Source organism: Pseudomonas sp. NKUCC02_KPG (genome assembly GCF_019345465.1).
Taxonomy (GTDB): domain Bacteria; phylum Pseudomonadota; class Gammaproteobacteria; order Pseudomonadales; family Pseudomonadaceae; genus Aquipseudomonas.
The window spans coordinates 338,369-364,809 of record NZ_JAHKRC010000001.1; the positions used below are offsets into that span (position 1 = coordinate 338,369).

Annotated in this window: 27 protein-coding genes; 3 read left to right on the plus strand and 24 right to left on the minus strand. The window is 57.5% G+C overall.

The window, feature by feature from the left end; all coding sequences use genetic code 11:
• Position 1: 1 nt before the first annotated feature.
• Together KO536_RS01540 and leuA are read left to right on the plus strand one after the other, a co-directional pair.
• The gene (locus tag KO536_RS01540; protein ID WP_133075944.1) at positions 2 to 826 is read left to right on the plus strand and encodes a M23 family metallopeptidase; all 825 of its coding nucleotides are present in this window, start codon (positions 2 to 4) and stop codon (positions 824 to 826) included.
• A gap of 345 nt (positions 827 to 1,171) precedes the next feature.
• A complete protein-coding gene (gene leuA, locus KO536_RS01545; RefSeq protein WP_133075945.1) occupies positions 1,172 to 2,851 on the plus strand; it encodes a 2-isopropylmalate synthase in 1,680 nt (559 codons plus the stop codon).
• 217 nt (positions 2,852 to 3,068) lie between these two features.
• On the opposite strand, the gene KO536_RS01550 is transcribed toward leuA, so the two are convergent.
• The 21 genes from KO536_RS01550 to trmJ form a co-directional block, all read right to left on the minus strand.
• The gene (locus tag KO536_RS01550) at positions 3,069 to 3,860 is read right to left on the minus strand and encodes an amidohydrolase (protein ID WP_219260861.1); all 792 of its coding nucleotides are present in this window, start codon (positions 3,858 to 3,860) and stop codon (positions 3,069 to 3,071) included.
• Positions 3,848 to 4,996, minus strand: coding sequence for a pyridoxal phosphate-dependent aminotransferase (locus KO536_RS01555; RefSeq protein WP_219260862.1), 1,149 nt, complete (start codon positions 4,994 to 4,996; stop codon positions 3,848 to 3,850). Before KO536_RS01555 ends, KO536_RS01550 begins: the two co-directional genes overlap by 13 nt.
• A 123-nt stretch (positions 4,997 to 5,119) precedes the next feature.
• Positions 5,120 to 6,589, minus strand: a complete 1,470-nt coding sequence (der, locus tag KO536_RS01560) for a ribosome biogenesis GTPase Der (protein ID WP_019823656.1) — start codon at positions 6,587 to 6,589, stop codon at positions 5,120 to 5,122.
• 138 nt (positions 6,590 to 6,727) lie between these two features.
• On the minus strand, positions 6,728 to 7,879 hold the full coding sequence (gene bamB, locus KO536_RS01565) for an outer membrane protein assembly factor BamB (protein ID WP_133075948.1): 1,152 nt from the start codon (positions 7,877 to 7,879) through the stop codon (positions 6,728 to 6,730).
• Positions 7,872 to 8,513, minus strand: a complete 642-nt coding sequence (locus KO536_RS01570; RefSeq protein ID WP_133075949.1) for a tetratricopeptide repeat protein — start codon at positions 8,511 to 8,513, stop codon at positions 7,872 to 7,874. The genes bamB and KO536_RS01570 overlap by 8 nt, the downstream gene beginning before the upstream one ends.
• Positions 8,514 to 8,554: 41 nt before the next feature.
• Positions 8,555 to 9,844: a histidine--tRNA ligase gene (hisS, locus tag KO536_RS01575; RefSeq protein WP_219260863.1), complete on the minus strand. Its 1,290-nt coding sequence runs from the start codon at positions 9,842 to 9,844 to the stop codon at positions 8,555 to 8,557.
• A gap of 22 nt (positions 9,845 to 9,866) precedes the next feature.
• A complete protein-coding gene (ispG, locus tag KO536_RS01580; RefSeq protein WP_019823663.1) occupies positions 9,867 to 10,976 on the minus strand; it encodes a flavodoxin-dependent (E)-4-hydroxy-3-methylbut-2-enyl-diphosphate synthase in 1,110 nt (369 codons plus the stop codon).
• Between the two features lie 3 nt (positions 10,977 to 10,979).
• The gene (locus tag KO536_RS01585; protein WP_219260865.1) at positions 10,980 to 11,963 is read right to left on the minus strand and encodes a RodZ family helix-turn-helix domain-containing protein; all 984 of its coding nucleotides are present in this window, start codon (positions 11,961 to 11,963) and stop codon (positions 10,980 to 10,982) included.
• On the minus strand, positions 11,963 to 12,721 hold the full coding sequence (gene pilW, locus KO536_RS01590; RefSeq protein ID WP_219260867.1) for a type IV pilus biogenesis/stability protein PilW: 759 nt from the start codon (positions 12,719 to 12,721) through the stop codon (positions 11,963 to 11,965). The genes KO536_RS01585 and pilW overlap by 1 nt, the downstream gene beginning before the upstream one ends.
• A gap of 12 nt (positions 12,722 to 12,733) precedes the next feature.
• Positions 12,734 to 13,882 carry a 23S rRNA (adenine(2503)-C(2))-methyltransferase RlmN gene (rlmN, locus tag KO536_RS01595; RefSeq protein ID WP_133075953.1) on the minus strand — a complete coding sequence of 383 codons (1,149 nt, stop codon included), beginning with the start codon at positions 13,880 to 13,882 and terminating at the stop codon, positions 12,734 to 12,736.
• A 28-nt stretch (positions 13,883 to 13,910) separates the two neighbouring features.
• Positions 13,911 to 14,336: a nucleoside-diphosphate kinase gene (gene ndk / locus KO536_RS01600; protein ID WP_003443361.1), complete on the minus strand. Its 426-nt coding sequence runs from the start codon at positions 14,334 to 14,336 to the stop codon at positions 13,911 to 13,913.
• Between the two features lie 94 nt (positions 14,337 to 14,430).
• Positions 14,431 to 14,631, minus strand: coding sequence for a Fe-S cluster assembly protein IscX (gene iscX / locus KO536_RS01605; RefSeq protein WP_016779607.1), 201 nt, complete (start codon positions 14,629 to 14,631; stop codon positions 14,431 to 14,433).
• A 12-nt stretch (positions 14,632 to 14,643) separates the two neighbouring features.
• A complete protein-coding gene (gene fdx / locus KO536_RS01610) occupies positions 14,644 to 14,985 on the minus strand; it encodes an ISC system 2Fe-2S type ferredoxin (RefSeq protein WP_003443365.1) in 342 nt (113 codons plus the stop codon).
• 3 nt (positions 14,986 to 14,988) lie between these two features.
• Positions 14,989 to 16,851, minus strand: coding sequence for a Fe-S protein assembly chaperone HscA (gene hscA / locus KO536_RS01615; protein WP_133075954.1), 1,863 nt, complete (start codon positions 16,849 to 16,851; stop codon positions 14,989 to 14,991).
• A 50-nt stretch (positions 16,852 to 16,901) separates the two neighbouring features.
• Positions 16,902 to 17,423, minus strand: a complete 522-nt coding sequence (gene hscB / locus KO536_RS01620) for a co-chaperone HscB (protein WP_133075955.1) — start codon at positions 17,421 to 17,423, stop codon at positions 16,902 to 16,904.
• Positions 17,424 to 17,431: 8 nt separating this feature from the next.
• The gene (gene iscA, locus KO536_RS01625; RefSeq protein ID WP_016779604.1) at positions 17,432 to 17,755 is read right to left on the minus strand and encodes an iron-sulfur cluster assembly protein IscA; all 324 of its coding nucleotides are present in this window, start codon (positions 17,753 to 17,755) and stop codon (positions 17,432 to 17,434) included.
• 68 nt (positions 17,756 to 17,823) lie between these two features.
• On the minus strand, positions 17,824 to 18,210 hold the full coding sequence (iscU, locus tag KO536_RS01630) for a Fe-S cluster assembly scaffold IscU (RefSeq protein WP_007929523.1): 387 nt from the start codon (positions 18,208 to 18,210) through the stop codon (positions 17,824 to 17,826).
• A gap of 97 nt (positions 18,211 to 18,307) precedes the next feature.
• Positions 18,308 to 19,522: an IscS subfamily cysteine desulfurase gene (locus tag KO536_RS01635; RefSeq protein ID WP_133075956.1), complete on the minus strand. Its 1,215-nt coding sequence runs from the start codon at positions 19,520 to 19,522 to the stop codon at positions 18,308 to 18,310.
• Between the two features lie 49 nt (positions 19,523 to 19,571).
• Positions 19,572 to 20,063 (minus strand): Fe-S cluster assembly transcriptional regulator IscR, encoded by a 492-nt coding sequence (gene iscR / locus KO536_RS01640; protein ID WP_133075957.1) that lies wholly within the window; start codon positions 20,061 to 20,063, stop codon positions 19,572 to 19,574.
• A 259-nt stretch (positions 20,064 to 20,322) separates the two neighbouring features.
• Positions 20,323 to 21,099 carry a serine O-acetyltransferase gene (gene cysE, locus KO536_RS01645; protein ID WP_219260868.1) on the minus strand — a complete coding sequence of 259 codons (777 nt, stop codon included), beginning with the start codon at positions 21,097 to 21,099 and terminating at the stop codon, positions 20,323 to 20,325.
• 2 nt (positions 21,100 to 21,101) lie between these two features.
• Positions 21,102 to 21,872, minus strand: coding sequence for a tRNA (cytosine(32)/uridine(32)-2'-O)-methyltransferase TrmJ (gene trmJ, locus KO536_RS01650; RefSeq protein WP_133075959.1), 771 nt, complete (start codon positions 21,870 to 21,872; stop codon positions 21,102 to 21,104).
• Between the two features lie 144 nt (positions 21,873 to 22,016).
• Between trmJ and suhB the strand changes: the two genes are divergently transcribed.
• Entirely contained in the window at positions 22,017 to 22,832 is an 816-nt protein-coding gene (suhB, locus tag KO536_RS01655; protein WP_019823692.1) for an inositol-phosphate phosphatase, read from the plus strand.
• A gap of 158 nt (positions 22,833 to 22,990) precedes the next feature.
• Here the strand turns inward: suhB and KO536_RS01660 are convergent, their stop codons facing one another.
• The 3 genes from KO536_RS01660 to secD form a co-directional block, all read right to left on the minus strand.
• Positions 22,991 to 23,518 carry a glycine zipper 2TM domain-containing protein gene (locus KO536_RS01660; protein WP_133075960.1) on the minus strand — a complete coding sequence of 176 codons (528 nt, stop codon included), beginning with the start codon at positions 23,516 to 23,518 and terminating at the stop codon, positions 22,991 to 22,993.
• A gap of 120 nt (positions 23,519 to 23,638) precedes the next feature.
• Complete coding sequence (secF, locus tag KO536_RS01665) at positions 23,639 to 24,553, minus strand: protein translocase subunit SecF (RefSeq protein WP_133075961.1); 915 nt, start codon at positions 24,551 to 24,553, stop codon at positions 23,639 to 23,641.
• Positions 24,554 to 24,562: 9 nt separating this feature from the next.
• Entirely contained in the window at positions 24,563 to 26,431 is a 1,869-nt protein-coding gene (gene secD, locus KO536_RS01670; RefSeq protein WP_219260869.1) for a protein translocase subunit SecD, read from the minus strand.
• Positions 26,432 to 26,441 lie beyond the last annotated feature (10 nt).

The window sequence follows — 26,441 nt, forward strand, 5'->3', positions numbered from 1 at the left end:
GATGTCACGCTTTCTTTCTGCCGTCCTGTTGCTGTGCCTGACCCTCAACGCGCACGCAGCTGACAGTTACATCACGCGCTTATTGAATAAACCGGTGCCGGGCGGTGTTGCCGTGATTGAGCTGGGGACCGGCGCGCAAGCACCCAAGGCAACCTATGATGGCAAACCGGTGCTGGTGATCAAGGAGCAGGACACCTGGCGGGCGATTGTCGGCATCCCGCTGACGGTAAAACCGGGCCCCCAGTCAATCATCAGCGGCTCGCGGGAACTGAGCTTCACGGTGGGCAACAAGAAATACCCCGAGCAGCGCATCACGCTGAAGAACCAGCGCCAGGTCAACCCCAACCCGGCTGACATCAAGCGAATCGACAACGAGCTGGCGATTCAGATCAAGGCTTACCGTACTTTCAGCCCCAACACTCCGAGCAACCTGCTGCTGGACAAACCGGTCAACGGACCGCTGTCCAGCAAGTTTGGTGTGCGCCGCTTTTTCAACGGTGAAGAACGCAACCCCCACGCTGGCCTCGACTTTGCCGTACCTGCAGGTACGCCCATCAAAACCCCGGCGGCCGGTAAGGTGATCCTGATCGGCAACTACTTCTTCAATGGCAACACGGTGTTCGTGGATCACGGCCAAGGCTTCATCAGCATGTTTTGCCATATGTCGAAAATTGACACCAAGGTTGGCCAGCAACTGGCTCGTGGCGACGTAGTGGGCAAGGTCGGCTCCACCGGACGCGCCACAGGCCCCCATATGCACTGGAACGTCAGCCTCAATGACGCCAGGGTTGACCCGGCAATTTTCATCGGGGCCTTCCAACCCTGATTACGCCATAAAAACAGGGCATGCCTCGCAGCACCCGAGGTATGTCCTGCCTTGAAGTTGCGCAATATTAGATTTACACAAAACAAAATACAGCAATTAAAACTCGTATTTTCTTCACATACGAGCATTTATCTCAATGTTTTTTATGCGCTTGCCATCTCTCAGTCCAGTGGTTAGGGTTGAGCTTATGAAAACCTCTCACACCCTCATCCTGCTCCGCCAACATCGCAGCCTTTGCCTCGTCAGCGCACGACTGCAAAGCTAATTGCGGTGCCTCGCCCTCTGCTTTGTATTTTTCCGGCTGGCCGCGTCTGAATAGTCGGCACGCATATTAAGGATTGCCTGATGACCATGCTCAAAAACCCGTCTTCCAAATACCGCGCCTTCCCGGTCATTGATTTGCCTGATCGTACCTGGCCATCAAAAACCATCACCAGTGCGCCTGTCTGGTGCAGCTCCGACCTGCGCGATGGCAACCAGTCGCTGATCGAGCCGATGGATGCGGTAAAAAAGCTGCGCTTCTGGAAGACCCTGGTCAGTGTTGGCGTAAAGGAAATCGAGGCATCGTTCCCGGCTGCGTCGCAGACCGACTTTGATTTTGTGCGCACCCTGATCGAAGACGGCCACATCCCGGACGACACCACCATCCAGGTGCTGACCCAGGGCCGTGAAGACTTGATCGCACGCACTTTCGAGTCGTTGCGTGGGGCGAAAAAAGCCATCGTTCACCTGTACAACGCCACCTGCCCTGCGTTTCGCCGCATCGTGTTCAATCAGGACAAGGACGGCATCAAGGAAATCGCGGTCAGCGCCGCCAAGCTGTTCGTCAAATACGCCGCCCAGCAGCCCGAAACCCACTGGACATTCGAGTACTCGCCAGAGACGTTCAGCGCCACTGAGCTGGAGTTCGCCAAGGAAGTCTGTGACGCAGTGATCGAGGTCTGGAACCCGACACCTGAGCACAAGATGATCCTCAACTTGCCTGCCACTGTTGAGTGCGCCACCCCTAACATCTACGCCGACCAGATCGAGTGGTTCGGCCGCAACATCAACCGCCGTGACAGCGTCTTGATCAGCCTGCACACCCACAACGACCGTGGCACCGGTGTTGCCGCAACCGAACTGGGCCTGATGGCTGGCGCCGATCGTGTCGAAGGCTGCCTGTTTGGCAACGGCGAGCGTACCGGCAACGTCGACCTGGTGACGGTGGCCTTGAACATGTACACCCAGGGTCTGGATCCACAACTGGACTTCTCGGACATCGACGGTGTGCGCAAAGTGGTCGAAGAGTGCAACCAGATTCCGGTTCACCCTCGTCACCCGTATGTGGGCGACCTGGTCCACACCGCGTTCTCCGGCTCGCACCAGGACGCTATCCGCAAAGGCTTCGCCCAGCAAAAACCGGACGCCCTGTGGGAAGTGCCGTACTTGCCAATCGACCCGGCGGATATTGGCCGCAGTTATGAAGCCGTGATCCGGGTTAACAGCCAGTCGGGCAAAGGCGGAATTGCTTACCTGCTGGAGCAGGAATACGGCATCAGCTTGCCACGCCGCATGCAGATCGAATTCAGCCAGGTCGTTCAGCGCGAAACCGATCGCCTGGGTCTGGAAATGACGGCTCAGCAGATTCACAACTTGCTTCGCACTGAGTACTTGCAGGCCAATACGCCTTACGCGCTGGTCAGCCACCGTTTACAGGAAGAGAACGGCCATAGCGCAGTCGAGGTTGAAGTGTCGGCCAAAGGCGATGGCGAAACCAACCTGCGCTGGAGCGGCAAGGGCAACGGCGCGCTGGAAGCGCTGGTCGCTGGCCTGCCGGTCAACGCCGAAATAATGGACTACAACGAACACGCGATTGGCGCGGGCACCAACGCCAAGGCTGCGGCTTACATTGAACTGCGGGTCAATGGCGGGCGTGCCGTACATGGCGTGGGTATTGATGAAAACATCACCACGGCAAGCTTCAAGGCCGTGTTCAGCGCCCTGAACCGCTCGCTGACCGAAACCGAGGCTAAAGCGGCGTAAGCATTGGCCCGAAACGCAAAAGCCCCCAAGGTGAACGCCTTGGGGGCTTTTTATTTAATCGATGCCCAGGACCGGCAATGACTAGCCTCTGTGGGAGCGGGCTTGCTCGCGATTCAGGCGGCGCGGGTTGGCAGACAGACCGCAGTGATGCCGCCGCGGGCAAGCCACGCTCCCACAGGTTTTAAGTCGCACACCGTCTGATAACGGCTTCCACACATCAGCGCAGCTCGAAATCGTCCGCATCCAGGTTGGCCGGGAACCGCTCACGATAGGCCCCCAGATCGGCCGCGTTGAGGCTCATGGTGAACACCCCGTCCGCCTCCCCGGCACTGAGCAGTGACTCGCCCTGGAAGTCGAAGATATGACTGTCGCCCGTGTAGACCATCCCTTTGCCGTCCGTGCCCACCCGATTCACCGCTGCGACGTAACAGAGATTTTCGATGGCCCGTGCAGGCAATAAGCGGTTCCAGTGCAATCGACGCGCCCCTGGCCAACTGGCGGTATACAGCAACAAGTCGGTGTCGTGAGGGTCGCAGCTCCACACCGGGAAGCGCAGGTCATAGCAAATCAAAGGGCGAATACGCCAGCCTTTGACCTCGAACTGAACCTGACGCTCACCCGGGGTGAAATGCTCATGCTCACCGGCCATACGAAACAGGTGACGTTTGTCGTAGTGCAGCGCTTCGCCATCAGGGCGGGCCCACAACAATCGATTACGGTGGCTGCCATCTGCCGCACGCACAATCACGCTACCTGTGACCACGGCATCAAGCCTTTTTGCCTGCTTGCGCAGCCACTCGGTGCTTGGGCCGCCTTCAGGTTCAGCCAGGGTTTTGGATTCCATGCTGAAGCCGGTGGTGAACATTTCGGGCAGCACCACCAGGTCGGCGCCCCGAGCATGCTCAAGCAGCTCGTCGAAATGTTCAAAATTGGCCTGACGGTCATGCCAGGCCAGCGTGGTTTGCACCAGTGCCACGGTTAAATCGGGTAAACCCTTCAGATCACGCATAGTTTTTCTGCTGCTTCGCGCAGCGTCTCCTCGCGTTTTGCAAAACATAGACGAACCAGCCGCTGCCCTTCAGGCGGGGTCTGGTAGAACACCGACACCGGGATAGTGGCCACCCCGTGTTCGCGGGTCAGCCATACCGCCATGTCGACATCGTTGAGGTCCGGGCGAACCCGGGAGTAATCCACCAACTGAAAATACGTACCTGCCACCGGCTTGAAGGTAAAACGCGACGGGCTGAGCAAATCACAGAACAGGTCGCGCTTGGCCTGGTAAAACCCTGGCAACTCTTCAACGTGCTCCGGGTGATCGGCCATGAAGTCTGCCAACGCATACTGCAAGGGCGTTACTCCGCAAAAGCTGACGTACTGGTGAACCTTGCGCAGTTCAGCGGTCAAGGCAGGCGGCGCAACGACGTAGCCTGTTTTCCAGCCTGTCACGTGGTAGGTCTTACCGAATGAGCTGACAACGAATGCGCGATGGTACAACTCAGGGTGGGACAAAACACTGACGTGGGGCACGCCATCGAACACCAGATGTTCGTACACCTCATCGCTGATGAGGTAGATATCGCGGTCGGCAATCAGGCGGGCCAACTGGTCCAGTTCGGCACGACTGATCAGGGCACCGCTTGGATTGTGCGGGCTATTCAGGATGATCATGCGCGTGCGCGGGCTCAGGGCATCTTCAAGTTGTTGCCAATCTATCGAGAAGTCTTCCAGCCCCAGTTGCACATGCACGCAACGGCCACCCGCCAGCTCAACCGAGGGCTCGTAGCTGTCGTAGCACGGATCAAAGACGATCACTTCATCGCCGGCATGAATCACGGCCTGGATTGCGCAGAAAATGGCCTGGGTCGCGCCAGGCGTGATCGTCACCTCGGTGTCAGCATCCACCTTGACCCCGTAGCTGCGGGAAATTTTGGCTGCCACCTGCTCACGCAAGGCAGGCAAGCCGGTCATGGGTGAGTACTGGTTATGGCCACTGGCAATGTGCTTGCCGACCGCGTCACGCAATGCCTGCGGGCCGTCGAAATCGGGGAACCCCTGAGACAGGTTAAGTGCGCCGGTTTCTGTCGCGAGCTGCGACATGCGCGTGAAAATAGTGGTGCCTACATTCGGCAACTTGCTGGTGATCATGGCCGTTCCCTGTTGAGTTCCCGGCACTGACTACGGCGCAGGACCCTCCGAGAATAGCCCAAACGTCAGACACGAAAAAGGGCCCTTTCGGACCCTTTCTCAATACGCTAGAACCTTGCGCTATCAGCGCTTGTCTTTGCGGTTTTTCTCGGCTTTCTTGTGGTGCGACATCATGCGGCGCTTCTTGTTGACCTGACGGTCGGTCAGCGAGTTCTTGTTGCCTTCGTACGGATTCTCGCCACCTTTGAACTCAATGCGGATCGGCGTACCGACCAACTTCAAGACACGACGGTAGGTGTTTTCGAGATAACGGACGTAAGACTTCGGAACCTTCTCAACCTGGTTACCGTGGATCACGATAATCGGCGGGTTAGCACCACCCAAGTGGGCATAACGCAGCTTGATCCGGCGGCTGTTGACCATCGGTGGCGCGTGCTCACTGACCGCATCTTCCAGGATCTGGGTCAGACGGTTGGTCGGCCAGCGGGTAACCGCTGACTTGAAGGAGTTCTGCACCGACTGGTACAGGTTGCCCACGCCAGTGCCGTGCAGCGCCGAGATAAAGTGAATATCGGCGAAGTCGACGAAGAACAGGCGACGCGTCAGCTCGACTTTAACGAAGTCGCGCTCGCTCGGGGTCATGCCGTCCCACTTGTTGATCGCGATGACCAGAGCCCGACCGGCCTCCAGCGCAAAGCCCAACAGGTTGAGGTCGTGGTCAACCACGCCTTCACGGGCGTCCATCACAAAGATCACCACGTTGGCGTCTTTGATCGCTTGCAGGGTTTTGACCACGGAGAACTTTTCAACTTCTTCGTGGATCTTGCCGCGCTTGCGCACACCGGCGGTGTCGATCAGCGTGTACTTCTCGTCGTTACGCTCAAACGGGATGTAGATACTGTCGCGGGTAGTGCCTGGCTGGTCATACACGATTACCCGGTCTTCACCGAGCATGCGGTTAACCAGAGTCGACTTGCCAACGTTAGGACGACCGATGATGGCGATCTTGATGCCGTCTTTTTCGCTTGGGCCAGGAATGCGCTTGGCTTCCTCACCTTCGAGAACGACTTCTTCTTCGCCGTCTTCAGGCTCTTCTTCGTCACGCGGGAAGTTGCTCAGGGCAATTTCCAGCATCTGGGTAATACCACGACCGTGAGCACCGGCGATTGGAATCGCGTCGCCCATGCCCAGTGGCGCGAACTCGGCGCGAGCCATGTCCGGATCGATGTTGTCGACCTTGTTGGCTACTACGTAGGAACGCTTGTTACGTTTGCGAAGGTGTTCGCCGATCATCTGGTCAGCGGCGGTGAAGCCTGCTTTTGCATCTACCAGGAACAGAACGACATCAGCTTCTTCGATAGCCAGCAGCGACTGCTCGGCCATCTTTTCGTCCATACCGTGCTCGTCACCGGAGATACCGCCGGTGTCGACCAGAATGTAGGAACGCCCTTGCCACTTGGCCTCACCGTATTGGCGATCACGGGTCAGACCGGACAAGTCGCCAACGATGGCGTCACGAGTCCTGGTCAGGCGGTTGAACAAGGTGGACTTGCCGACGTTTGGTCGGCCCACCAGGGCGATTACGGGAACCATGCGGCTCTCCACTTCGTTATTTCAGAAAATACAAAAGCCGCTGCAAGGCAGCGGCCAGAGTTCGGAACAGCACAAATGTGCCGCAAACCTTGCCAGAGCAAGGCTGCCCGAGGCCCTGAAGCCTCAAGCATAGACGCCTTAGCGAATGGTCAGGGCTTCCAGTTTGCCGCTGTTACCAAACACGTAAATCATGTCACCGACCACCAGCGGACGCGCCCGAAGGCCATCACTGTCAACGCGGGTACGGCCCACGAAACGACCATCGACCTGGCTCAGCAGGTGCAGATAGCCTTCCATGTCACCGACCGCCACGTAGCTGGAGAAGACTTCCGGTGCCGACAATTGACGGCGAGCCAGAGCATCATTGCTCCACAGTGAGGTGGTCGAACGCTCGTCAACGCCTTCTACAGTGCCCGACGCCAGGCTGACGTAGACGCTGCCAAAGCCCTGAGCGACACCTGAATAGCTGGAAGCATCGCGTTGCCAGAGCACGCGACCCGATTCCATTTCAAGCGCAGCCATACGGCCCTGGTAGCTGGCGACATACAGTGTACCGCCAGACATCAGCAGGCCACCGTCGATATCGACAATGCGTTCAAGCTCGGAGCGACCTTGCGGGATGGCAACACGTTGCTCCCACACAGGTACGCCGTTGCGCGTATCAAGGGCAACCACTTTACCGGTCGACAGACCGGCAATGGCCAGGTGATTGGTCACCAGTGGTGCGCCCGTGCCACGCAAGGTCAGCACGCCCGGCGTGCTGTCATACGTCCAACGCTGATTGCCGGTGGAAGCATCCAGGCCGATCAGGCGATCGTCCTGGGTCTGTACCACAACGATATCGCCGTTGGTCGCAGGAGGTGCAAGCACTTCGCTGTTGACGCGAGAGCGCCATTTTTCTTCGCCGGTACTGGAATCCAGGGCAACCACGTCACCTTGCAAGGTGCCGAGCATGACCAGGCCATAGCCCAGGCCAACTGCGCCTGAAACCGGCAGTTCGAGGTCTTTTTTCCACTCAACGTCGCCGTTCATGCGGTCCAGAGACATCACAACACCCGTTACGTCTGCGGCGTAGATGTTGTTACCTTCAACCGCTGGAACCAGCATGTTGTAGGTTTTGCCCTGACCGTCACCGATCGAGCGGCTCCACTGCTTTTGCAGCACGACTTCTTCTTTGAAGTCGGTCAGCTCGGCCGGTGGCAGTTCTTTTTTGCTGTTGCTGCTGCAACCCGCGGCCAAAACGACCAGAGCCAGCAATGCCGCATGTTTCCAACGCATCACGTCACGCATCCCCTTTGGCCAGGTCATCGAGCTTGATTTGTAAGCCACCTACCGCTGCTTCATCCGACAAGGCGGCCTTGGCTTTTTCGTAGGCTGCACGTGCGTCGTCGGCACGGCCCTGCTGCACCAGCAAGTCGCCCTTAAGCTCTTCGCGGCTGGCCAGGAATGCTTTGTCCGAATCACCTTCAAGCAGTTTCAGGGCATCATCGACCTTGCCCTGTGCCGCCAGAACCTGGGCCAGACGCTGACGCGCCACTTCAGCCAGGGTGGCATTGGCCGGTTTGTCTACAATGGCTTTCAGCTCTGCGGCCGCGTCATCGAGTTTGCCGTTGTCCACTGCGACCTTGGCCACGAACAGACCGCCAAATTGCGCATAGGCAGAGCCTGCGTATTCGCTTTTCAACTTGTTGGCCAAATCAGCCACACGGGCCACATCGGGCTGACCGTCAGGCGTGAGTGTGGTCTCTAGCAACTGTTGGTAGAGAATCGACGCACCCTGCGACTGATTCGTCTGATACTTGTGCCAAAACTGCCAGCCGAACACCACCACCAGCGCCAGCATGCCGCCAGTGACCAGGGGTTTGCCGTTACGCTGCCACCAGTCTTTCAACTCGCCCAGCTGATCATCATCGTTACTCGACACCCCAACACTCCTTAATTCGATAAATCGGCTGTTTTACAGCTTCAACCCTGCACGACGCAGGTGGCCAGGTGCTCGGAAAGAGCATCCCAGGCAATCGTTTGTTGTTCGCCCTGGCCACGCAGGGGTTTTAAACCTACCACTTGCTGGGCCAATTCGTCGTCACCCAGGATCAGCGCGTACAGTGCGCCGCTCTTGTCAGCCTTTTTGAACTGGCTTTTGAAACTGCCTGCACCGGCATTGATCTGCAAGCGCAGGTTCGGTAGCTGATCGCGAACACGTTCGCTCAAAGTCAGGGCAGCCAACTCGGCAGCCTCACCGAAAGCACACAGGTAGACATCGACCTGACGCGCGATTTCTTCGGGGATCTGTTCAAGGGTTTCGAGCAGCAGGATCAAGCGCTCGATGCCCATGGCGAAACCGACACCCGTAGTAGGCTTGCCGCCCATTTGCTCGACCAGACCGTCATAACGGCCGCCAGCACAGACGGTACCCTGGGCGCCCAGTTTGTCGGTGACCCATTCGAATACGGTTTTGCTGTAGTAATCCAGACCACGAACCAGTTTTGGATTGATCGTGTAGGGAATGCCCGCTGCATCGAGGCGTGCCTTGAGCCCCTCGAAATGCACACGGGATTCTTCGTCCAGATAGTCAACCAGCTTCGGCGCGTCGACCAGAACAGCTTGAGTATCGGCATTTTTGGTGTCGAGAACGCGCAGCGGATTGGATTTCAAACGACGCTGGCTGTCTTCGTCAAGCTCGCTCAGGCGCGAGGACAGGTATTCGACCAGAGCTGCGCGGTAGCGCCCACGGGCTTCGCTGGTGCCCAGGCTGTTAAGTTCGAGCTTGACCGCATCGCGGATACCCAGCTCGCCCCACAGGCGCCAGGTCAGCACGATCAGTTCGGCATCGATGTCCGGGCCATCAAGGTTGAACACCTCGACACCAATTTGATGAAACTGGCGATAGCGCCCTTTTTGCGGACGCTCGTGGCGGAACATCGGACCGATGTACCACAACTTTTGTACCTGGCCGCCGCCGGTGATGCCGTGCTCAAGCACCGCACGCACGCACGCCGCAGTACCTTCAGGGCGCAAGGTCAGCGAATCGCCGTTGCGGTCCTCGAAGGTGTACATCTCTTTTTCGACGATGTCGGTCACTTCACCGATAGATCGCTTGAACAGCTCGGTGAACTCAACGATTGGCATACGGATTTGCTTATAACCGTAGTTATCCAGCAAACGCGAAACCTTGCCCTCAAAGTAACGCCACAGAGGCGTCTGCTCCGGCAGGATGTCGTTCATGCCACGAATGGCTTGCAATGACTTGCTCACAATAAATCCTTTATTCGTCTGGTTAGCCGCGCGCGATAACTGCAGCGTCAGCTTCGACCTTTTCGGCCGCCCTCTGCCGGATCAGTCTTTCGAGCTGGTCCACCAGATTGTCATTCGTCAGTTTCTGCGACGGCTTGCCGTCAATGTAAATCAGGTTGGGTGTACCACCGGTGAGCCCCACATGGGCTTCCTTGGCTTCGCCAGGGCCGTTGACCACACAACCGATCACCGCCACATCCAGCGGCACCAGCAGGTCTTCAAGACGAACTTCAAGTTCGTTCATGGTTTTCACCACATCGAAGTTCTGCCGAGAGCAGCTTGGGCACGCAATGAAGTTGATGCCACGCGAGCGCAGGTGCAGGGACTTGAGGATGTCGTAGCCGACTTTTACTTCCTCTACCGGGTCTGCCGCCAACGAGATACGGATGGTATCGCCAATGCCTTCGGCGAGCAGCATACCTAGGCCCACGGCAGATTTCACTGTGCCTGAACGCAAACCACCGGCTTCGGTGATCCCCAGGTGCAGCGGTTGAACGATTTCCTTGGCCAGAAGACGGTAGGCCTCAACAGCCATGAACACGTCGGAAGCCTTCACGCTGACCTTGAAGTCCTTGAAGTTCAGACGTTCAAGGTGCTCGACGTGGCGCAGTGCCGACTCGACCAGAGCAGCAGGTGTCGGTTCGCCATATTTCTTTTGCAGGTCTTTTTCGAGCGATCCCGCGTTGACGCCAATACGGATCGGAATACCGCGATCCCGTGCCGCATCAACTACTGCACGCACACGGTCTTCACGACCGATGTTGCCCGGGTTGATCCGCAGGCAATCCACACCCAGTTCCGCTACGCGCAGGGCGATCCGGTAATCGAAGTGGATGTCGGCAACCAATGGCACCTTGACCAACTGCTTGATCCGGCCAAAAGCTTCAGCGGCGTCCATATCCGGTACGGAAATCCGTACGATATCAACGCCTGCTGCCTCCAGGCGGTTGATTTGGGCTACGGTTGCAGCGACATCATTGGTGTCACTGTTGGTCATGCTCTGTACAGCGATAGGGGCGTCGCCACCTACGGGTACATTGCCGACCCAGATTTTGCGCGATTCGCGACGTTTGATTGGTGATTCGCCGTGCATGACTTATTGACCTAACTTCAGGCGAGCAGTCTCGCCACTGGTGAAAGGAGCCACATCCACAGACTGACCGTTGTAGGTCACCTGTGCGCCACGGGCAAAGCCCAGGCGCAGGGTCAGTGGAGGCTTGCCGCTCACTTCTAGATTTTCGCCTTTGCGCTTCAGTCCACCGAACAGCACTTTACCCGTAGCGTCGGTTACCTGCGTCCAGCAATCAGCGGTGTATTGCACTGCCACTTTGCCTGCACCCGCGACCGGAGCCACTGTGGCCGCCGGTGGCGTGGCTACAGGTGCGACAACCGGGGCGACTGCAGGAGCGACAACAGAAGGTGCAGGCACCGGGGCTGCCACAACGGGGGCCGCTGCTGGCGCTTGAGCCGCCGCAGGCAGTGCCAATGCAATGCTTGCCGCCTGCTCTGGAGCAGACTCGGTTACAACCGGAGTTTCACCTTCAGCCTTGGCCTCGGCGACGGCCTGGTCTTCAGGCTCGTCGAGCGGATGGATGCGGGTTGTGCCGTCTGCACCTTCAACTTCAACGTGTTCCGGGGTCAGGCCAATCAAGTCCTTGGCACGCATGGACGTTTGATCCTGCCACCAGATAAAACCGCCACCGATCACGGCAATCAGCAACAACAGGCTGACAATACGCAAAATGGTATGGGACACCCGCACTGGCTCTTCTATACGGCCCAGGCTGTGCACGTTGCTGCCGTTGGCATCAGTGCCGGTATACAGGTCAAATTCACGTACCAGGCTGGCCTGATCCATGCCCAGCAATTTGGCATAGGTCCGGATATAGCCGCGAGCAAAGGTATGCCCTGGCAGCTTGTCGAAAGCGCCCGTCTCAAGGTTGCTCAGGGAGCTGGCCGTGAGGTTGAGTTTCAAGGCGACTTCAGCCAGCGTCCAGCCATTGTTTTCACGGGCCTGACGCAGGGTCTCACCGGGATTGACACGAGTCGCTGCTAGAACTTCGGGTTGCGCCGCTTTCATCATTGCTCCGACAGGTATTGCTGATATTCCGGCGTGCCGGGATAGAGTCGTTGTAGTTGCTGGCCATGGTTGGCAGTTGGGGTGCGGTCGTCGAAAACACTCGCCAGTCGCGCACCGAGCAATAGACTACGTGCATTTTGCCCGCTAAGCAGGCTAAAACGATCGTAAAAGTCACGTGCTGATACATATTGCTTGTCTTGGTATGACATCTGAGCCATTTCGAGTAGCGCGCGCGGTTGCCGAGGGTTCAGGCGCAGGGCTTTTTCAAGCTCCTGGCGGCCTCTCTCTCGCTGCCCCAACTCAAGCGACGTTATACCCAGGTTCTCGAAAATACGGGAACGCTCAGGATAAAGGTCATCAGTCGCAGCCTTTTGAAACTGGACACTGGCTTCCTGATAGCGCTGACGCTCAAACAGGAAACTGCCGTAATTATTGAGGATTCGCGCATCACCAGGCCGCCCGTTCAATGCGGTACGAAATGACTTCTCGGCCAGCTCGAACTCCATTTCGGACTGAAACACCAATGCCAGTGCGGCGTTGGTGTCCGGGTCCGCCTTGTCGAGTTCCAGGGCTTTGCGCAAAGGAACTTTGGCCTGTTCGACCATGCCCTGCTGCAGATAACCCAGGCCCAACTGAACATAAGCCTGACGCGCCTCGTTACGCCCTTTGTCGCCCATCATCGAGGTTGAATCGCCCGATGATGCACAGCCAGCCAAAAAGCCGACCAAAACGACGGAGAGCGCGGCGCGCAGGATCATGGATGTCCTCTCTCAGGGCGCGGACGCAGCGCTTTGTGCCGAATCGGCATCGGCGCTGAGCTCACGTGCCGCAATCAGGCGCGAGCTGCGGCGCGTGCGGTCATTGACCTGCCCCACCAGTTGGCCGCATGCCGCGTCGATGTCTTCACCACGGGTGGTGCGCACGGTCACGTTATAGCCAGCTTGCTGCAACAGCTCCTGGAAACGGCGAATGGCGTTGTTGCTTGGACGCTCATAACCGGAATGCGGGAACGGGTTGAACGGGATCAGGTTGATCTTGCACGGCGTGTCTTTTAATAGCTCGATCATTTCGCGAGCGTGATCGACGTGGTCGTTCACGTCCTTGAGCAAGGTGTACTCAACGGTCAGCACACGCTTTTCACCCAGGGTCGCCATGTAGCGGCGGCAGGAATCAAGCAGCATGGCCAGCGGGTACTTCTTGTTGATCGGCACCAATTGACTGCGCAATGCGTCATTGGGTGCATGCAGCGACAACGCCAGGGAGACGTCGATGTGCTTGGCCAGCTCATCGATCATCGGCACCACGCCCGAGGTGGACAGTGTCACCCGGCGCTTGGAGATGCCATAGCCCAGATCATCCATCATCAGATGCATGGCGGCGATAACGTTGTCGAAGTTCAGCAGCGGCTCACCCATGCCCATCATCACCACGTTGGTGATGGCACGGTCGATGGTTGCCGGGACGCTGCCAAAGGATTTGTTGGCAATCCACACCTGGCCAATGACTTCGGCGGCGGTGAGGTTGCTGTTGAAGCCTTGCTTGCCGGTGGAGCAGAAACTGCAATCCAGGGCACAGCCAGCCTGGGACGAAACGCACAATGTGCCACGCTTGCCCGAGGGAATATAAACGGTCTCGACGCAGCTGCCGGACTCTACACGTACCACCCACTTGCGGGTGCCGTCGGTAGAAATGTCCTCGCTGACGACTTCAGGTCCACGAACCTCAGCAATGGCCTTGAGCTTGTCGCGCAAGGCCTTGCTGACGTTAGTCATGGCGTCGAAATCATCGACGCCAAAGTGGTGAATCCACTTCATGACCTGACCGGCACGGAAACGCTTCTCCCCGATTGAGTCGAAGAATTTCTCCATTTCCGGCTGAGTCAGTCCCAGCAGGTTGGTTTTGCCAGTCGTTGCAATCATGTCTTCACCCTCACTCACAAGCTAATACTTAGCGAGTGGTTACTTCAGTAGCTGCGAAAAAGTACGAGATTTCACGAGCTGCAGCCGCTTCAGAGTCGGAACCGTGAACAGCGTTAGCGTCGATGGATTCAGCGAAGTCAGCACGGATAGTGCCGGCAGCTGCTTCTTTAGGGTTGGTAGCGCCCATCAGTTCGCGGTTCAGAGCGATAGCGTTTTCGCCTTCCAGAACCTGAACAACAACCGGACCGGAGATCATGAAAGCAACCAGGTCGCCGAAGAAGCCACGAGCGCTGTGCTCAGCGTAGAAGCCTTCAGCTTCGGCTTTGGACAGTTGCTTCAGTTTGGAAGCTACAACCTTCAGGCCGGCTTTTTCAAAACGAGTGGTGATCTCGCCGATAACGTTTTTTGCAACAGCGTCAGGCTTGATGATGGAGAAAGTGCGTTGAACAGCCATGGTGTAACTCCAGAAACAGTGATTTAAGCGAAAAATTAAACCCGCGAATTATACGCGGGTTCTTGGGTATTTCATAATTACGTCGATTACAAGCTTAGTCGGCTTCTTCGATCCACAAACCCTGAATGGCTTCGAGAACCTTCTCACCGCCACGATCAGGGATATCGTCGAACTCAGGCAGCGCCATGACCAGATTGCGCAGCGTGACGAAATTCACCGAAAGCGGATCGACGTCCGGGTGAGCTTCAGCCAGCTGAATCGCGATTTCCTGCACATCAACCCATTTAAGGCTCATGACAACCCCTTATCAGTGCGGCGCTTCGGCAGCATGGTTAAGCGAATACTTCGGAATCTCGACAGTGATGTCCTCGGTGCCGACGCGAGCCTGACAGCTCAGGCGCGAAGTGGCTTCCAGACCCCAAGCCCTGTCAAGGTAGTCCTCTTCCAGCTCGTCAGCTTCGTTCAGCGAGTCAAAACCCTCGCGAATCACGCAGTGACACGTGGTGCAGGCGCAAACGCCACCGCAGGCACTTTCGATTTCGATGTGATTGTCGTGAGCCACTTCGAGAATGGTCTTGCCGGTCTCAGCCTCTACAACCATACCGTCCGGGCAATGCTCGGCGTGTGGCAGAAAAATGATCTGCGGCATCAGTTATTCCTCGATTTCATTCAGGTTGCGACCCGCCAGGGCGGCCTTGACGGTCAAGTCCATGCGGCGGGCAGCAAAGGCATCGGTCACTTGCGACAGACGCTTGGTCTGCTGCTCAATGGCGTAACCATCGGTGCCTTTCAATAATTCGGATAATTCCTGCATTTGCAGTTCGATGACCATGCGCTCTTCAGCATCCAGCAAGCGCTCACCATCGACTTCAAGGGCCGCTTGCACAGCCTCGATCAGACGCTGGGCATCCACTTGCTGCTCACGCAATACGCGAGCGACCTTGTCGTCGCTGGCGTACTGGAACGAATCCTTGAGCATCTTGGCGATTTCGCCGTCGGTCAGACCGTATGACGGCTTGACCTGGATATTGGCTTCAACGCCTGAACCCAGCTCACGTGCAGTCACACTCAGCAAACCATCGGCATCCACCTGGAAGGTCACGCGAATTTTCGCAGCACCGGCAACCATCGGCGGGATACCGCGCAACTCAAAGCGTGCAAGAGAACGGCAATCGCTGATCAGCTCGCGCTCGCCCTGCAGCACATGAACCATCATGGCCGTCTGGCCGTCTTTATAGGTGGTGAAGTCCTGAGCACGGGCCACCGGAATCGTGGTGTTGCGCGGGATGACCTTCTCCATCAGCCCACCCATGGTCTCAAGACCCAGAGACAACGGAATCACGTCAAGCAGCAGCAGTTCGCCACCGTCACGCTTGTTGCCTGCCAGGGTATCAGCCTGAATCGCCGCACCAATGGCGACCACTTGATCAGGGTCGATATCGGTCAACGGCTGACGGCCGAACATCTCGGCAACGGCCTCGCGCACACGGGGCACGCGGGTAGAACCACCCACCATGACCACTGCCTGGACGTCTTCAATCTCGATATTGGCGTCGCGCACGGCACGGCGGCATGCCTTCAGACTGCGTGCAACCATGGGTTCGATCATTGCGTTAAAGGCTTCACGGGTCAGCTCCGAGTGCCAGTCACCGAAGGCAACGGCCACAGAGGACGCATCGGTCAGCGCTTCTTTGGCGGCACAGGCTGCCTGCAACAAGGTGCGCTGCGTGCCCGGATCGAGGTCAGCAGACAAACCGGCCCGCTCTACCATCCAGCTGGCAATTGCATGATCGAAGTCATCGCCACCCAGCGCACTGTCGCCGCCGGTAGCCAAGACTTCAAACACACCGCCGGTCAGGCGCAGGATCGAAATATCGAACGTGCCCCCGCCCAGATCATAGATAGCCACCACACCTTCAGCCGACTGGTCCAGACCATAGGCCACGGCAGCCGCTGTCGGCTCGTTGAGCAAACGCAAGACATTCAGACCGGCCAACTTGGCAGCGTCTTTGGTGGCCTGACGCTGGGCATCATCGAAATAGGCCGGAACGGTAATCACCGCACCTACCAACTCGCCACCCAGGGTCTTTTCAGCGCGCTCACGCAGTACTTTCAGGATTTCAGCAGACACTTCAACCGGGCTTTTCGGGCCTTGCACAGTGTCGATAAACGGCATGTGCGACTCACCACCTACAAAGTGGTAAGGCAGCTGCTCACCCAATTGCTTGACGTCGGAAAGACCACGACCCATCAAGCGCTTGACCGACAGCACGGTATTGAAAGGATCGCTGGAAGCCGCCAGACGCGCCGACTCACCCACCTCGACGCGATCAGCGTGATAGCGCACGGCAGACGGCAAAATAACGTTGCCATTTGCGTCAGCCAAAGGCTCGGAAAGGCCGCTGCGCAATGCAGCAACCAGCGAATTGGTAGTGCCCAAGTCAATCCCCACAGCCAGACGTCGCTGGTGCGGTTGAGGACTTTGGCCGGGTTCGGCGATCTGCAGTAGGGCCATCGTAATCAGGACTTATCTGTAATCAGGCGTGCAATCAGGGAAGCACGGAGTTAATCGTCGAGGCGCTCTTCTAACTGGCGCACTTCGTAGTTGAGCTTGTCGAGGAACTGCATGCGCCGCATCAGGCGCTCGGCCTGCTCGCGTTGCGCAGCATCATCCCAACAAGCAGCGAAGCTGTCGTTCAATTCGTTCTGAGCGACTTTCAGTCGACGCTTGAATGCTGCAATACCGGCCATATCGGCGCTGTCGTGCAAATCTTCAAGTTCTTCGCGCCACTGCATCTGCTGCATCAGAAACTCGGGATCGTGCACCGTGACTTCCAGCGGCAATTCGCCACCCTGTAGCGCGAGCAGGTAACGCGCACGCTTGGGAGGGTTTTTGAGCGTCTGGTAAGCCTCATTGAGGCTGGCGGACTGCTCCAGCGCCAGACGCTGCTCGCGCTCGGAAGCATCGGCAAATCGATCCGGGTGAACACCGCGCGCCAACTCTCGATAACGCACAGCCAGCTGATCGAGATCCAGATTGAAACTCGGCTGCAGCTCAAACAAAGCAAAATGACAAGGAGTACCCACGACTAGCCTCAGATGTTGAAGCTTTCGCCGCAGCCACATTCACCGCGCACGTTAGGGTTATTGAACTTGAAGCCTTCGTTCAGGCCTTCCTTGACGAAATCCAGTTCGGTGCCGTCAAGGTAGGTCAGGCTTTTTGGATCAATGATCACTTTTTCGCCATGGGTTTCGAAGACCTGGTCTTCTTCACCCACTTCGTCGACAAACTCCAGCACATAGGCAAGACCGGAACAGCCTGTTGTGCGAACACCCAGACGAATCCCCTCACCTTTGCCGCGCCCGTCAAGGGAGCGGCGAATGTGTCGAGCAGCCGCTTCTGTCATGCTGATAGCCATCGTGACTCCTTACCTTTTGCCAGTTTCTTCACCCCGCCTGCGCCATTAACAGGCACACGCAGCGAGGATCAGATCAAACCTTTCTTCTGCTTGTAATCGCGAACAGCTGCCTTGATGGCGTCTTCAGCGAGTACCGAGCAGTGAATTTTTACCGGCGGCAAAGCCAGTTCTTCAGCCAGCTGAGTGTTCTTGATGGTCTCTGCTTCATCCAGAGTCTTGCCTTTCATCCACTCGGTAGCCAGGGAGCTGGAAGCGATTGCCGAACCACAACCATAGGTCTTGAACTTGGCATCTTCAATAATGCCCTGCTCGTTGACCTTGATCTGCAAACGCATCACGTCGCCGCATGCTGGAGCACCGACCATGCCAGTGCCGACATCCGGGTCTTCCGCGTTCATCTTGCCGACGTTGCGCGGGTTCTCGTAGTGGTCAATGACCTTTTCGCTGTAAGCCATGGTACTAATCCTCACTCATCAGAGAGTCGCTCTTGAGACGCTGTAAATGCTGCTGTTCGCTGCGCTTACAGCGTCTACTTTACGGCGACTTAAATTGTTAGTGCGCCGCCCATTCGATTTTCGAAATGTCGATGCCGTCTTTGTACATGTCCCACAGCGGCGACAGTGCGCGCAGCTTGGTAACAGCCTCGCAAACCTTCTGCGCGGCGTAATCGATTTCTTCTTCGGTGGTGAAACGACCGAACGTGAAACGAATCGAGCTGTGTGCCAACTCGTCATTGCGGCCCAGGGCACGCAATACGTAGGACGGCTCAAGGGAAGCGGAAGTACAGGCCGAACCGGACGACACAGCCAGATCCTTGAGCGCCATGATCAGCGACTCGCCTTCAACGTAGTTGAAGCTCAGGTTCAGGTTGTGAGGTACGCGATGGACCATGCTGCCGTTGACGTACAGCTCTTCAAGGTGTTCAACCTGCTTGAAGAAACGGTCGCTCAACGCCTTGATACGGACGTTTTCGGCCGCCATTTCTTCTTTGGCGATCTGGAACGCTTCGCCCATGCCCACGATCTGGTGGGTGGCCAAGGTGCCCGAACGCATGCCACGCTCGTGACCGCCGCCGTGCATGGCAGCTTCGATACGGACCCGAGGCTTGCGGCTTACGTACAGCGCGCCAATGCCTTTAGGGCCGTAGGTTTTGTGTGCCGAGAACGACATCATGTCGACTTTGAGCTTGGCCAGGTCGATTTCAACCTTGCCGGTAGACTGTGCAGCATCAACATGGAACAACACGCCGCGCGAGCGAGTCAGCTCACCAATGGCAGCGATGTCGTTGATGGTGCCGATTTCGTTGTTCACGTGCATGATCGAAACCAGAATGGTGTCGTCGCGCATGGCCGCTTCAACCATGGCTGGCGTAACCAGACCATCTGTACCCGGCTCGATGTAGGTCACTTCAAAGCCTTCACGCTCCAGCTGACGCATGGTGTCGAGAACGGCCTTGTGTTCAATCTTGTCGGTGATCAGGTGCTTGCCTTTGGTGGCATAGAAATGCGCAGCACCCTTGATTGCCAGGTTGTTGGCCTCGGTCGCACCAGAGGTCCAGACAATTTCACGGGGGTCGGCATTGACCAGATCAGCAACCTGACGACGACCGTTCTCTACCGCTTCTTCAGCTTTCCAGCCAAATACGTGGGAACGCGACGCCGGGTTACCGAAGTTCCCGTCAACCAGCAGGCAGTCGCTCATTTTTTGAGCAACACGCGGATCAACCGGGGTAGTGGCTGAGTAATCGAGGTAAATTGGCAACTTCATGGACTATCTCCTAAATCAGGCTGGCTGGCGCACCGTCGTTTTTAAGCAATCACTCGACGGCGGACGCTTCGATCTTATCCAGGTGCGGCACCTTGCCATTACAGCGGCGCTGATCCTGACGCTGGGCTACCTCTTGTACCTCACGGCGAGTGACAAGATCAGCCAAGCTGATACCACTGAGAAAATCGTGTATTTGCAAGCTGAGGTCGCACCACAGGTGGTGGGTCAGGCAAGTATCGCCGGCATGGCAATCGCCAAGACCCTGGCAACGCGTTGCGTCGACCGACTCGTTCACGGCATCAATTACCTGAGCCACTTGAATGCTTTGCATCTCGCGCGACAGCTGATAGCCGCCACCCGGGCCACGCACACTGGAAACCAGGCTGCTGCGGCGCAATTTGGCAAACAGTTGCTCAAGGTAGGAAAGAGAAATGCCTTGGCGCTCGGAAATATCGGCCAGGGACACGGGCCCGTGCTGTGCGTGCAACGCCAAATCGAGCATCGCAGTTACGGCGTAACGGCCTTTTGTAGTCAGTCTCATGGACAGGTACCACGGAATTCGGAATGGGGCGAGTATGCTATTCCCGACTATTTAAGTCAACTATTAGACCTAGTACTTTAGTCGGGATTACCCGCAAAAGAGCGCGCGCATTGTAGCAGGGTATGCGGCGTAATGGCACACGACACGCATCCTGTGGAAGCGGGCTTGCTCGCAACGGCATCGATGCGATGTTTCAAGCAAACCCCTGTGATGCCATCGCGAGCAAGCCCGCTCCCGCCCATCATTCAGCCCACAACCCTCACACCGCCTTGCTTTCATCCTTGTCTTTTACACAGGCAAAGTCTTCTTCGCGCAGCTCAGGCAGATCTTTCGCACAATAAGGACTACCCAGATCCTTCAGCGCACCGCACATGCCATCCAGCTTGCCGTCGACCGCCTGCAAGTGATCCAGCAACCGAGCAATGGCACGGGCAACCGGGTCGGGCATGTCTTCACTGACGCCGTAGGCATCAAAACCGATCTTCTCGGCCATCGCTTTGCGCTTGGCCTCGGCCTCATCGTCACTTTTGACAATAATGCGCCCCGGAATACCCACCACCGTCGCACCCGGCGGCACCGCCTTGGTCACCACCGCATTGGAACCGACCTTGGCACCCGCCCCGACAGTGAACGGCCCGAGCACCTTGGCGCCCGCCCCGACCACAACACCATCTTCCAGCGTCGGGTGGCGCTTGCCCTTGTTCCAGCTTGTGCCACCCAGGGTCACACCCTGGTACAGGGTTACGTCATCACCGATTTCCGCGGTTTCCCCAATCACAATACCCATGCCGTGATCGATGAAAAAACGACGCCCCACCTTGGCCCCCGGGTGAATTTCAATCCCGGTCAGCCAGCGCCCGAAATTCGACACCAAACGGGCCAGCCACTTCCAGCCGGCCTGCCACAACAGCGCCGACAAACGGTGAATCCAGATCGCATGCATCCCCGGATAGCACGTCAGCACCTCGAAAGCGTTACGCGCCGCGGGATCACGATGAAACACACTTTGGATATCTTCACGCAGACGCTCAAACATCATTAATCCTTGCGCTTGAGCAGCTCGCCACGGGCTGCTTTCTGGGTTTCGGTGAGAATGCCGCGCAGAATGTTCATCTCTGCACGACTGACCGCACTGCGCCCGTAGAGCCGACGCAGGCGCGCCATCAGGTGGCGCGGCTTTTCGGGATCCATAAATTCAATGGCCACCAGGGTTTGCTCCAGGTGCTCGTAAAAGCGCTCCAGCTCATCCATGGTCGCCAACTCGCCACTTTTGGTGGACGCCACTTCCTCTTTCTCGATCTTGCTCGGCTGCCCCTGGCTCGCGAGCCAGGCCATGCGGATTTCATAGCTCAATACCTGCACGGCCGCGCCCAGATTCAGAGAACTGAACTCAGGGTCGGACGGGATATGCACGTGAAAGTGACAGCGCTGCAACTCTTCATTGGTCAGGCCGGAGTCTTCACGACCAAACACCAACGCAATCTCAGCGCCTTGAGCCGCTTCCTGAACCACTTTCTGCCCACACTCGCGCGGGTCCAGCAGCGGCCAGGGGATGCGGCGATCACGGGCACTGGTACCCAGAACCAGATTGCAGCCCACCAAGGCATCTTCAAGGGTCGCGACTACTTGAGCATTTTCGAGAATGTCACCCGCACCTGACGCCCGCGCATCGGCTTCATGGTGAGGAAACAACCTTGGCTCCACCAGAACCAGCCGCGACAACCCCATGTTTTTCATGGCACGCGCAGCACCGCCGATGTTCCCGGGATGGCTGGTATTGACCAGAACGACACGAATATTAGGCAACAAAGGAAGCGCTCACAGACCAGCAAAAGGGAGCAAATCTTACCTAAGCAAAACGCCATAAGCTACGAAAGCTAACGCAAACCTTCATCTGCCAAAGTTTTCTGATAGAATATTCGGCTTTCTTTAACAACCTTAGGTGAAACGTCCATGCAGCCCATGCTGAATATCGCGCTGCGCGCCGCCCGCAGCGCCAGTGAATTGATTTTCCGCTCCATCGAGCGCCTGGATACCATCAAGGTTGACGAAAAAGACGCCAAGGATTACGTCTCTGAAGTCGATCGTGCTGCTGAACAGAAAATCATCGACGCCCTGCGCAAGGCTTACCCGACGCACGGCATCCTCGGTGAAGAAACCGGCATGCACCCAGGCAGCGGTGAAGGTGAAGACTATCTGTGGATCATCGACCCACTGGATGGCACCACCAACTTCCTGCGCGGCGTTCCACACTTCGCCGTCAGCATCGCCTGCAAATACCGCGGCCGCCTTGAGCACGCAGTGGTTCTCGATCCGGTTCGCCAGGAAGAGTTCACCGCCAGCCGTGGCCGTGGCGCCCAACTGAACGGTCGCCGCCTGCGTGTAAGCGGTCGCACCAGCCTCGAAGGCGCCCTGCTGGGCACCGGCTTCCCGTTCCGCGACAACCAGATGGACAACCTGGAAAACTACCTGGGCATGTTCCGCAGCCTGGTTGGCCAGACTGCCGGCATCCGCCGTGCAGGCGCAGCCAGCCTGGATCTGGCTTACGTGGCTGCAGGCCGTTTCGACGCCTTCTGGGAGTCGGGCCTGTCCGAGTGGGACATGGCTGCAGGCGCACTGCTGATTCAAGAAGCAGGCGGCCTGGTCAGCGACTTTACCGGTAGCCACGATTTCCTTGAAAAAGGCCATATCGTTGCCGGTAACACCAAGTGCTTCAAAGCTGTACTGACTGCAATCCAGCCGCACCTGCCGGCTTCGCTGAAACGCTAAGCGAAACCCGCAGACAAAAAAAAGCACCCTTCGGGGTGCTTTTTTTTGGCCTTGAAATTGCCCCCTGCAGGAGCGGGCCTGTTCGCAACGGCATCACCGCGATTTGCCTCACAGACCGCGGCGCCCGCATCGCGAGCAAGCCCGCCCCCCACAAGAACCTAATTCAGGATCAGCTTGCCTTCCTTGTCCACGGCAATTTCATTGCCCGGCTCGCGATCCATTCGCACCTTGCCTTCCTTGCCGTTGAGCGAATAACGCACGTCATACCCGACAACCTTGCTGCTGATGTCATTGACCGTATTGCAGCGCGTCTGCGTCGTGGTGTAGGTATCACGCTCCTGCATGCCTTCCTGAACCTTGTTGCCGGCGTAACCGCCACCGACAGCACCGGCAACCGTAGCAATCTTCTTGCCGGTGCCACCGCCCACCTGATTACCCAGCAAACCGCCCGCAACAGCGCCGATCACGCTACCGACGATCTGATGCTGATCCTTGACCGGCGCCTGACGCGTCACAGTCACATCCTTGCACACCTCACGCGGCGTTTTGACCTGCTGGTTGACCGGCACAACTGCCAGCACCTGCGCAGACTCAGGGCCTTTAACCAAGCTGTAAGTGGCAAAAGCGCCACCGGCTGTAACACCGACAGCACCCAGTACAGCACCTACCAGCAATGACTTGTTCACGTGAACCTCCAGACCATCATACGTAGGAAAATCCCACATCAATCCCAGCCTTGGAGCACAAAAAAAGGCGCGAGTTCAATACTCGCGCCTTTTAGGTGACAACCTGCTTATAACCAGAGGTTATGGACGGTCGTCGATCTCTTTCTCAGTCGCCGCAGGCGGAATCAAATCCTCTGCACTGAGGTTCAGCCAGATCAGCACCACGTTCGCGATATAGATCGACGAGTAAGTACCCGCCATCACACCAACGAACAGCGCAATCGAGAAGCCCCACAGATTATCGCCACCGAAGATCAGCAACGCCGCAATCGCCAGCAATGTGGAGACCGAAGTCGCCACGGTGCGCAACAGGGTTTGCGTGGTCGAGATGTTGATGTTGTCGATCAGGCTGGCCTTGCGCAACACCCGGAAGTTCTCCCGAACCCGGTCGAATACCACGATGGTGTCGTTGAGCGAGTAACCGATGATCGCCAGCACCGCCGCCAACACCGTCAGGTCGAAGGTGATCTGGAACCAGGACAGGATACCCATGGTCACGATCACGTCGTGAACCAGGGACACAATCGCGCCGACCGCGAACTTCCACTGAAAGCGGAACGCGAGGTAAAGCATGATACCGCCCAGTGCCATCAGCATGCCGAGGCCGCCCTGGTCACGCAGCTCTTCACCTACTTGCGGCCCAACAAATTCAACGCGCTTGATGACCGCAGGGTTGGACGTGTCGGCCTGGCCCAGCGCAGCCGCTACCTTGTTTCCCAGCAGCGGATCGTCGCCCGGCATACGCACCAACAAGTCGGTGGTTGCACCAAAGCTCTGCACCACGGCGTCATGGAAGCCGGCCGAAGCCAGCTCCGTACGCACCTTGGTCAGGTCAGCCGGCTTCTCGTAGGTCAGCTCAATAAGCGTACCGCCGGTGAAGTCCAGGCCGTAGTTCATGCCCTTGTGGAACATGCTGAACAAAGCCAGCACGGTAAGCAGCACAGTGACGCCGAACGCTACGTTGCGAACGCCCATGAAGTTGATTGTACGTAACATGGCAGCCCCTTAAATCCACAACTTCTTGAAGTCCCGACCGCCATACACCAGGTTGACCAGTGCGCGGGTGACCATGATGGCCGTGAACATCGAGGTAAAGATACCCAGCGACATGGTGACCGCGAAGCCCTTGACCGGCCCGGTACCCATGGCAAAGAGAATCCCGCCGACCAGCAAGGTTGTCAGGTTGGAGTCAACGATGGCGGTAAAGGCACGGTTGAAACCTTCGTTGATCGCCCGCTGCGGTGTCATGCCATTGGCAATCTCTTCACGTATACGCGAGAAGATCAGTACGTTGGCATCGACCGCCATACCCATCGTCAACACGATACCGGCAATACCCGGCAGGGTCAGGGTTGCACCCAGCACCGACATCAGAGCCAGCAGCAAGACCATGTTGCCCGCCAGCGCCACCGTCGCGATCACACCGAAGAAACGGTAGATGGCAATGATGAAGAGGGACACGAACAGCATGCCCCACAGCGAAGCATCGATACCCTTGGTGATGTTGTCAGCACCCAGGCTAGGACCAATGGTGCGCTCTTCAGCGAAGTACATTGGCGCTGCCAGACCACCGGCACGCAACAGCAGTGCCAGCTCGGAAGCCTCACCCTGGCCATTCAGGCCAGTGATCCGGAACTGACTGCCCAGCGGCGACTGGATAGTCGCCAGGCTGATGATCTTTTTCTCTTCCTTGAACGCCTGGACCGGCACGTCCTTCTCAACACCATCAACCACTTTCTTGGTGTAAGTCGTCACCGGCTTCTGCTCGATGAAGATTACCGCCATGCTGCGGCCAACGTTGCTGCGGGTCGAACGGCTCATCAACTCGCCGCCATGACCATCAAGCTTGATGTTCACCTGCGGACGGCCGTGCTCGTCAAAGCCGGCCTGAGCGTCGGTCACCTGGTCACCGGTGATGATCAGGCCACGCTCGATCTGCGCGGTCGGACGGTTGCCCTCACGGAACTCAAAGGTCTCGGACGTAGCCTTGGAAGCACCCGGCTCAGCAGCCAGACGGAACTCAAGGTTGGCCGTCTTGCCCAGGATACGCTTGGCTTCGGCAGTATCTTGTACGCCTGGCAGCTCAACCACGATGCGGTTGGCACCCTGACGCTGAACCAAAGGCTCGGCAACACCCAACTCGTTAACCCGGTTACGGACGGTTGTCAGGTTTTGCTTGATGGAATATTCGCGGATTTCCGCCAGCTTGGCCGGGGTCATCACCAGACGCAGAACCGGCTGACCATTGAGGTCTGCAGCAGTAATGTCGAAGTCATTGAAGCTTTTGCGGATCAGGCCACGCGCTTGCTCACGGGTAGCTTCATCAGTGAAGCCCAACTGAATGGCACCGTTGAGTTGCGGCAGACTGCGATAACGCACTTTCTCTTTGCGCAGCAGGCTTTTGACATCGCCTTCGTACACTTTCATGCGTGCATCGACAGCTTTGTCCATGTCCACTTCCAACAGGAAGTGCACACCACCCGACAAGTCCAGACCCAGTTTCATTGGGTGAGCACCCAGACTACGCAACCATTGCGGCGTGGTCTGCGCCAGGTTGAGCGCTACGACATAGTCGTCACCCAGGGCCTTGCGTACGACATCCTTGGCTGGCAACTGGTCGTCTTTCTTGACCAGACGCAGCAAGCCACCTTTGCCATTCTGGGCCAGAGTGGCGCCCTTCACGGCAATGCCAGCATCCGTCAACGCCTTGGTGGCGCGATCCAGATCAGCTTGAGTGACCTGCAGGGCCGTGCTCGCACCCGACACTTGAATGGCCGGATCATCAGGGTACAGATTGGGAGCGGAATAAATAAAACCGATCGCCAGCACCGCCAGGATCAGTATGTATTTCCACAGAGGGTATTTGTTCAGCATCAATCACGCC

What these genes read in the sequence shown, in the direction of transcription:
- secF (WP_133075961.1), bottom strand. Translation starts at nt 24,553, where the DNA reads ATGTTACGTACAATCAACTTCATGGGCGTTCGCAACGTAGCGTTCGGC.
- KO536_RS01540 (WP_133075944.1), top strand. Translation starts at nt 2, where the DNA reads ATGTCACGCTTTCTTTCTGCCGTCCTGTTGCTGTGCCTGACCCTCAAC.
- ispG (WP_019823663.1), bottom strand. Translation starts at nt 10,976, where the DNA reads ATGCACGGCGAATCACCAATCAAACGTCGCGAATCGCGCAAAATCTGG.
- iscX (WP_016779607.1), bottom strand. Translation starts at nt 14,631, where the DNA reads ATGAGCCTTAAATGGGTTGATGTGCAGGAAATCGCGATTCAGCTGGCT.
- cysE (WP_219260868.1), bottom strand. Translation starts at nt 21,099, where the DNA reads ATGTTTGAGCGTCTGCGTGAAGATATCCAAAGTGTGTTTCATCGTGAT.
- leuA (WP_133075945.1), top strand. Translation starts at nt 1,172, where the DNA reads ATGACCATGCTCAAAAACCCGTCTTCCAAATACCGCGCCTTCCCGGTC.
- ndk (WP_003443361.1), bottom strand. Translation starts at nt 14,336, where the DNA reads ATGGCTGTTCAACGCACTTTCTCCATCATCAAGCCTGACGCTGTTGCA.
- iscA (WP_016779604.1), bottom strand. Translation starts at nt 17,755, where the DNA reads ATGGCTATCAGCATGACAGAAGCGGCTGCTCGACACATTCGCCGCTCC.
- KO536_RS01585 (WP_219260865.1), bottom strand. Translation starts at nt 11,963, where the DNA reads ATGAAAGCGGCGCAACCCGAAGTTCTAGCAGCGACTCGTGTCAATCCC.
- fdx (WP_003443365.1), bottom strand. Translation starts at nt 14,985, where the DNA reads ATGCCGCAGATCATTTTTCTGCCACACGCCGAGCATTGCCCGGACGGT.
- KO536_RS01550 (WP_219260861.1), bottom strand. Translation starts at nt 3,860, where the DNA reads ATGCGTGATCTGAAGGGTTTACCCGATTTAACCGTGGCACTGGTGCAA.
- pilW (WP_219260867.1), bottom strand. Translation starts at nt 12,721, where the DNA reads ATGATCCTGCGCGCCGCGCTCTCCGTCGTTTTGGTCGGCTTTTTGGCT.
- secD (WP_219260869.1), bottom strand. Translation starts at nt 26,431, where the DNA reads ATGCTGAACAAATACCCTCTGTGGAAATACATACTGATCCTGGCGGTG.
- bamB (WP_133075948.1), bottom strand. Translation starts at nt 7,879, where the DNA reads ATGCGTGACGTGATGCGTTGGAAACATGCGGCATTGCTGGCTCTGGTC.
- KO536_RS01555 (WP_219260862.1), bottom strand. Translation starts at nt 4,996, where the DNA reads ATGATCACCAGCAAGTTGCCGAATGTAGGCACCACTATTTTCACGCGC.
- KO536_RS01635 (WP_133075956.1), bottom strand. Translation starts at nt 19,522, where the DNA reads ATGAAGTTGCCAATTTACCTCGATTACTCAGCCACTACCCCGGTTGAT.
- suhB (WP_019823692.1), top strand. Translation starts at nt 22,017, where the DNA reads ATGCAGCCCATGCTGAATATCGCGCTGCGCGCCGCCCGCAGCGCCAGT.
- hscA (WP_133075954.1), bottom strand. Translation starts at nt 16,851, where the DNA reads ATGGCCCTACTGCAGATCGCCGAACCCGGCCAAAGTCCTCAACCGCAC.
- der (WP_019823656.1), bottom strand. Translation starts at nt 6,589, where the DNA reads ATGGTTCCCGTAATCGCCCTGGTGGGCCGACCAAACGTCGGCAAGTCC.
- iscR (WP_133075957.1), bottom strand. Translation starts at nt 20,063, where the DNA reads ATGAGACTGACTACAAAAGGCCGTTACGCCGTAACTGCGATGCTCGAT.
- iscU (WP_007929523.1), bottom strand. Translation starts at nt 18,210, where the DNA reads ATGGCTTACAGCGAAAAGGTCATTGACCACTACGAGAACCCGCGCAAC.
- rlmN (WP_133075953.1), bottom strand. Translation starts at nt 13,882, where the DNA reads ATGATTGCAACGACTGGCAAAACCAACCTGCTGGGACTGACTCAGCCG.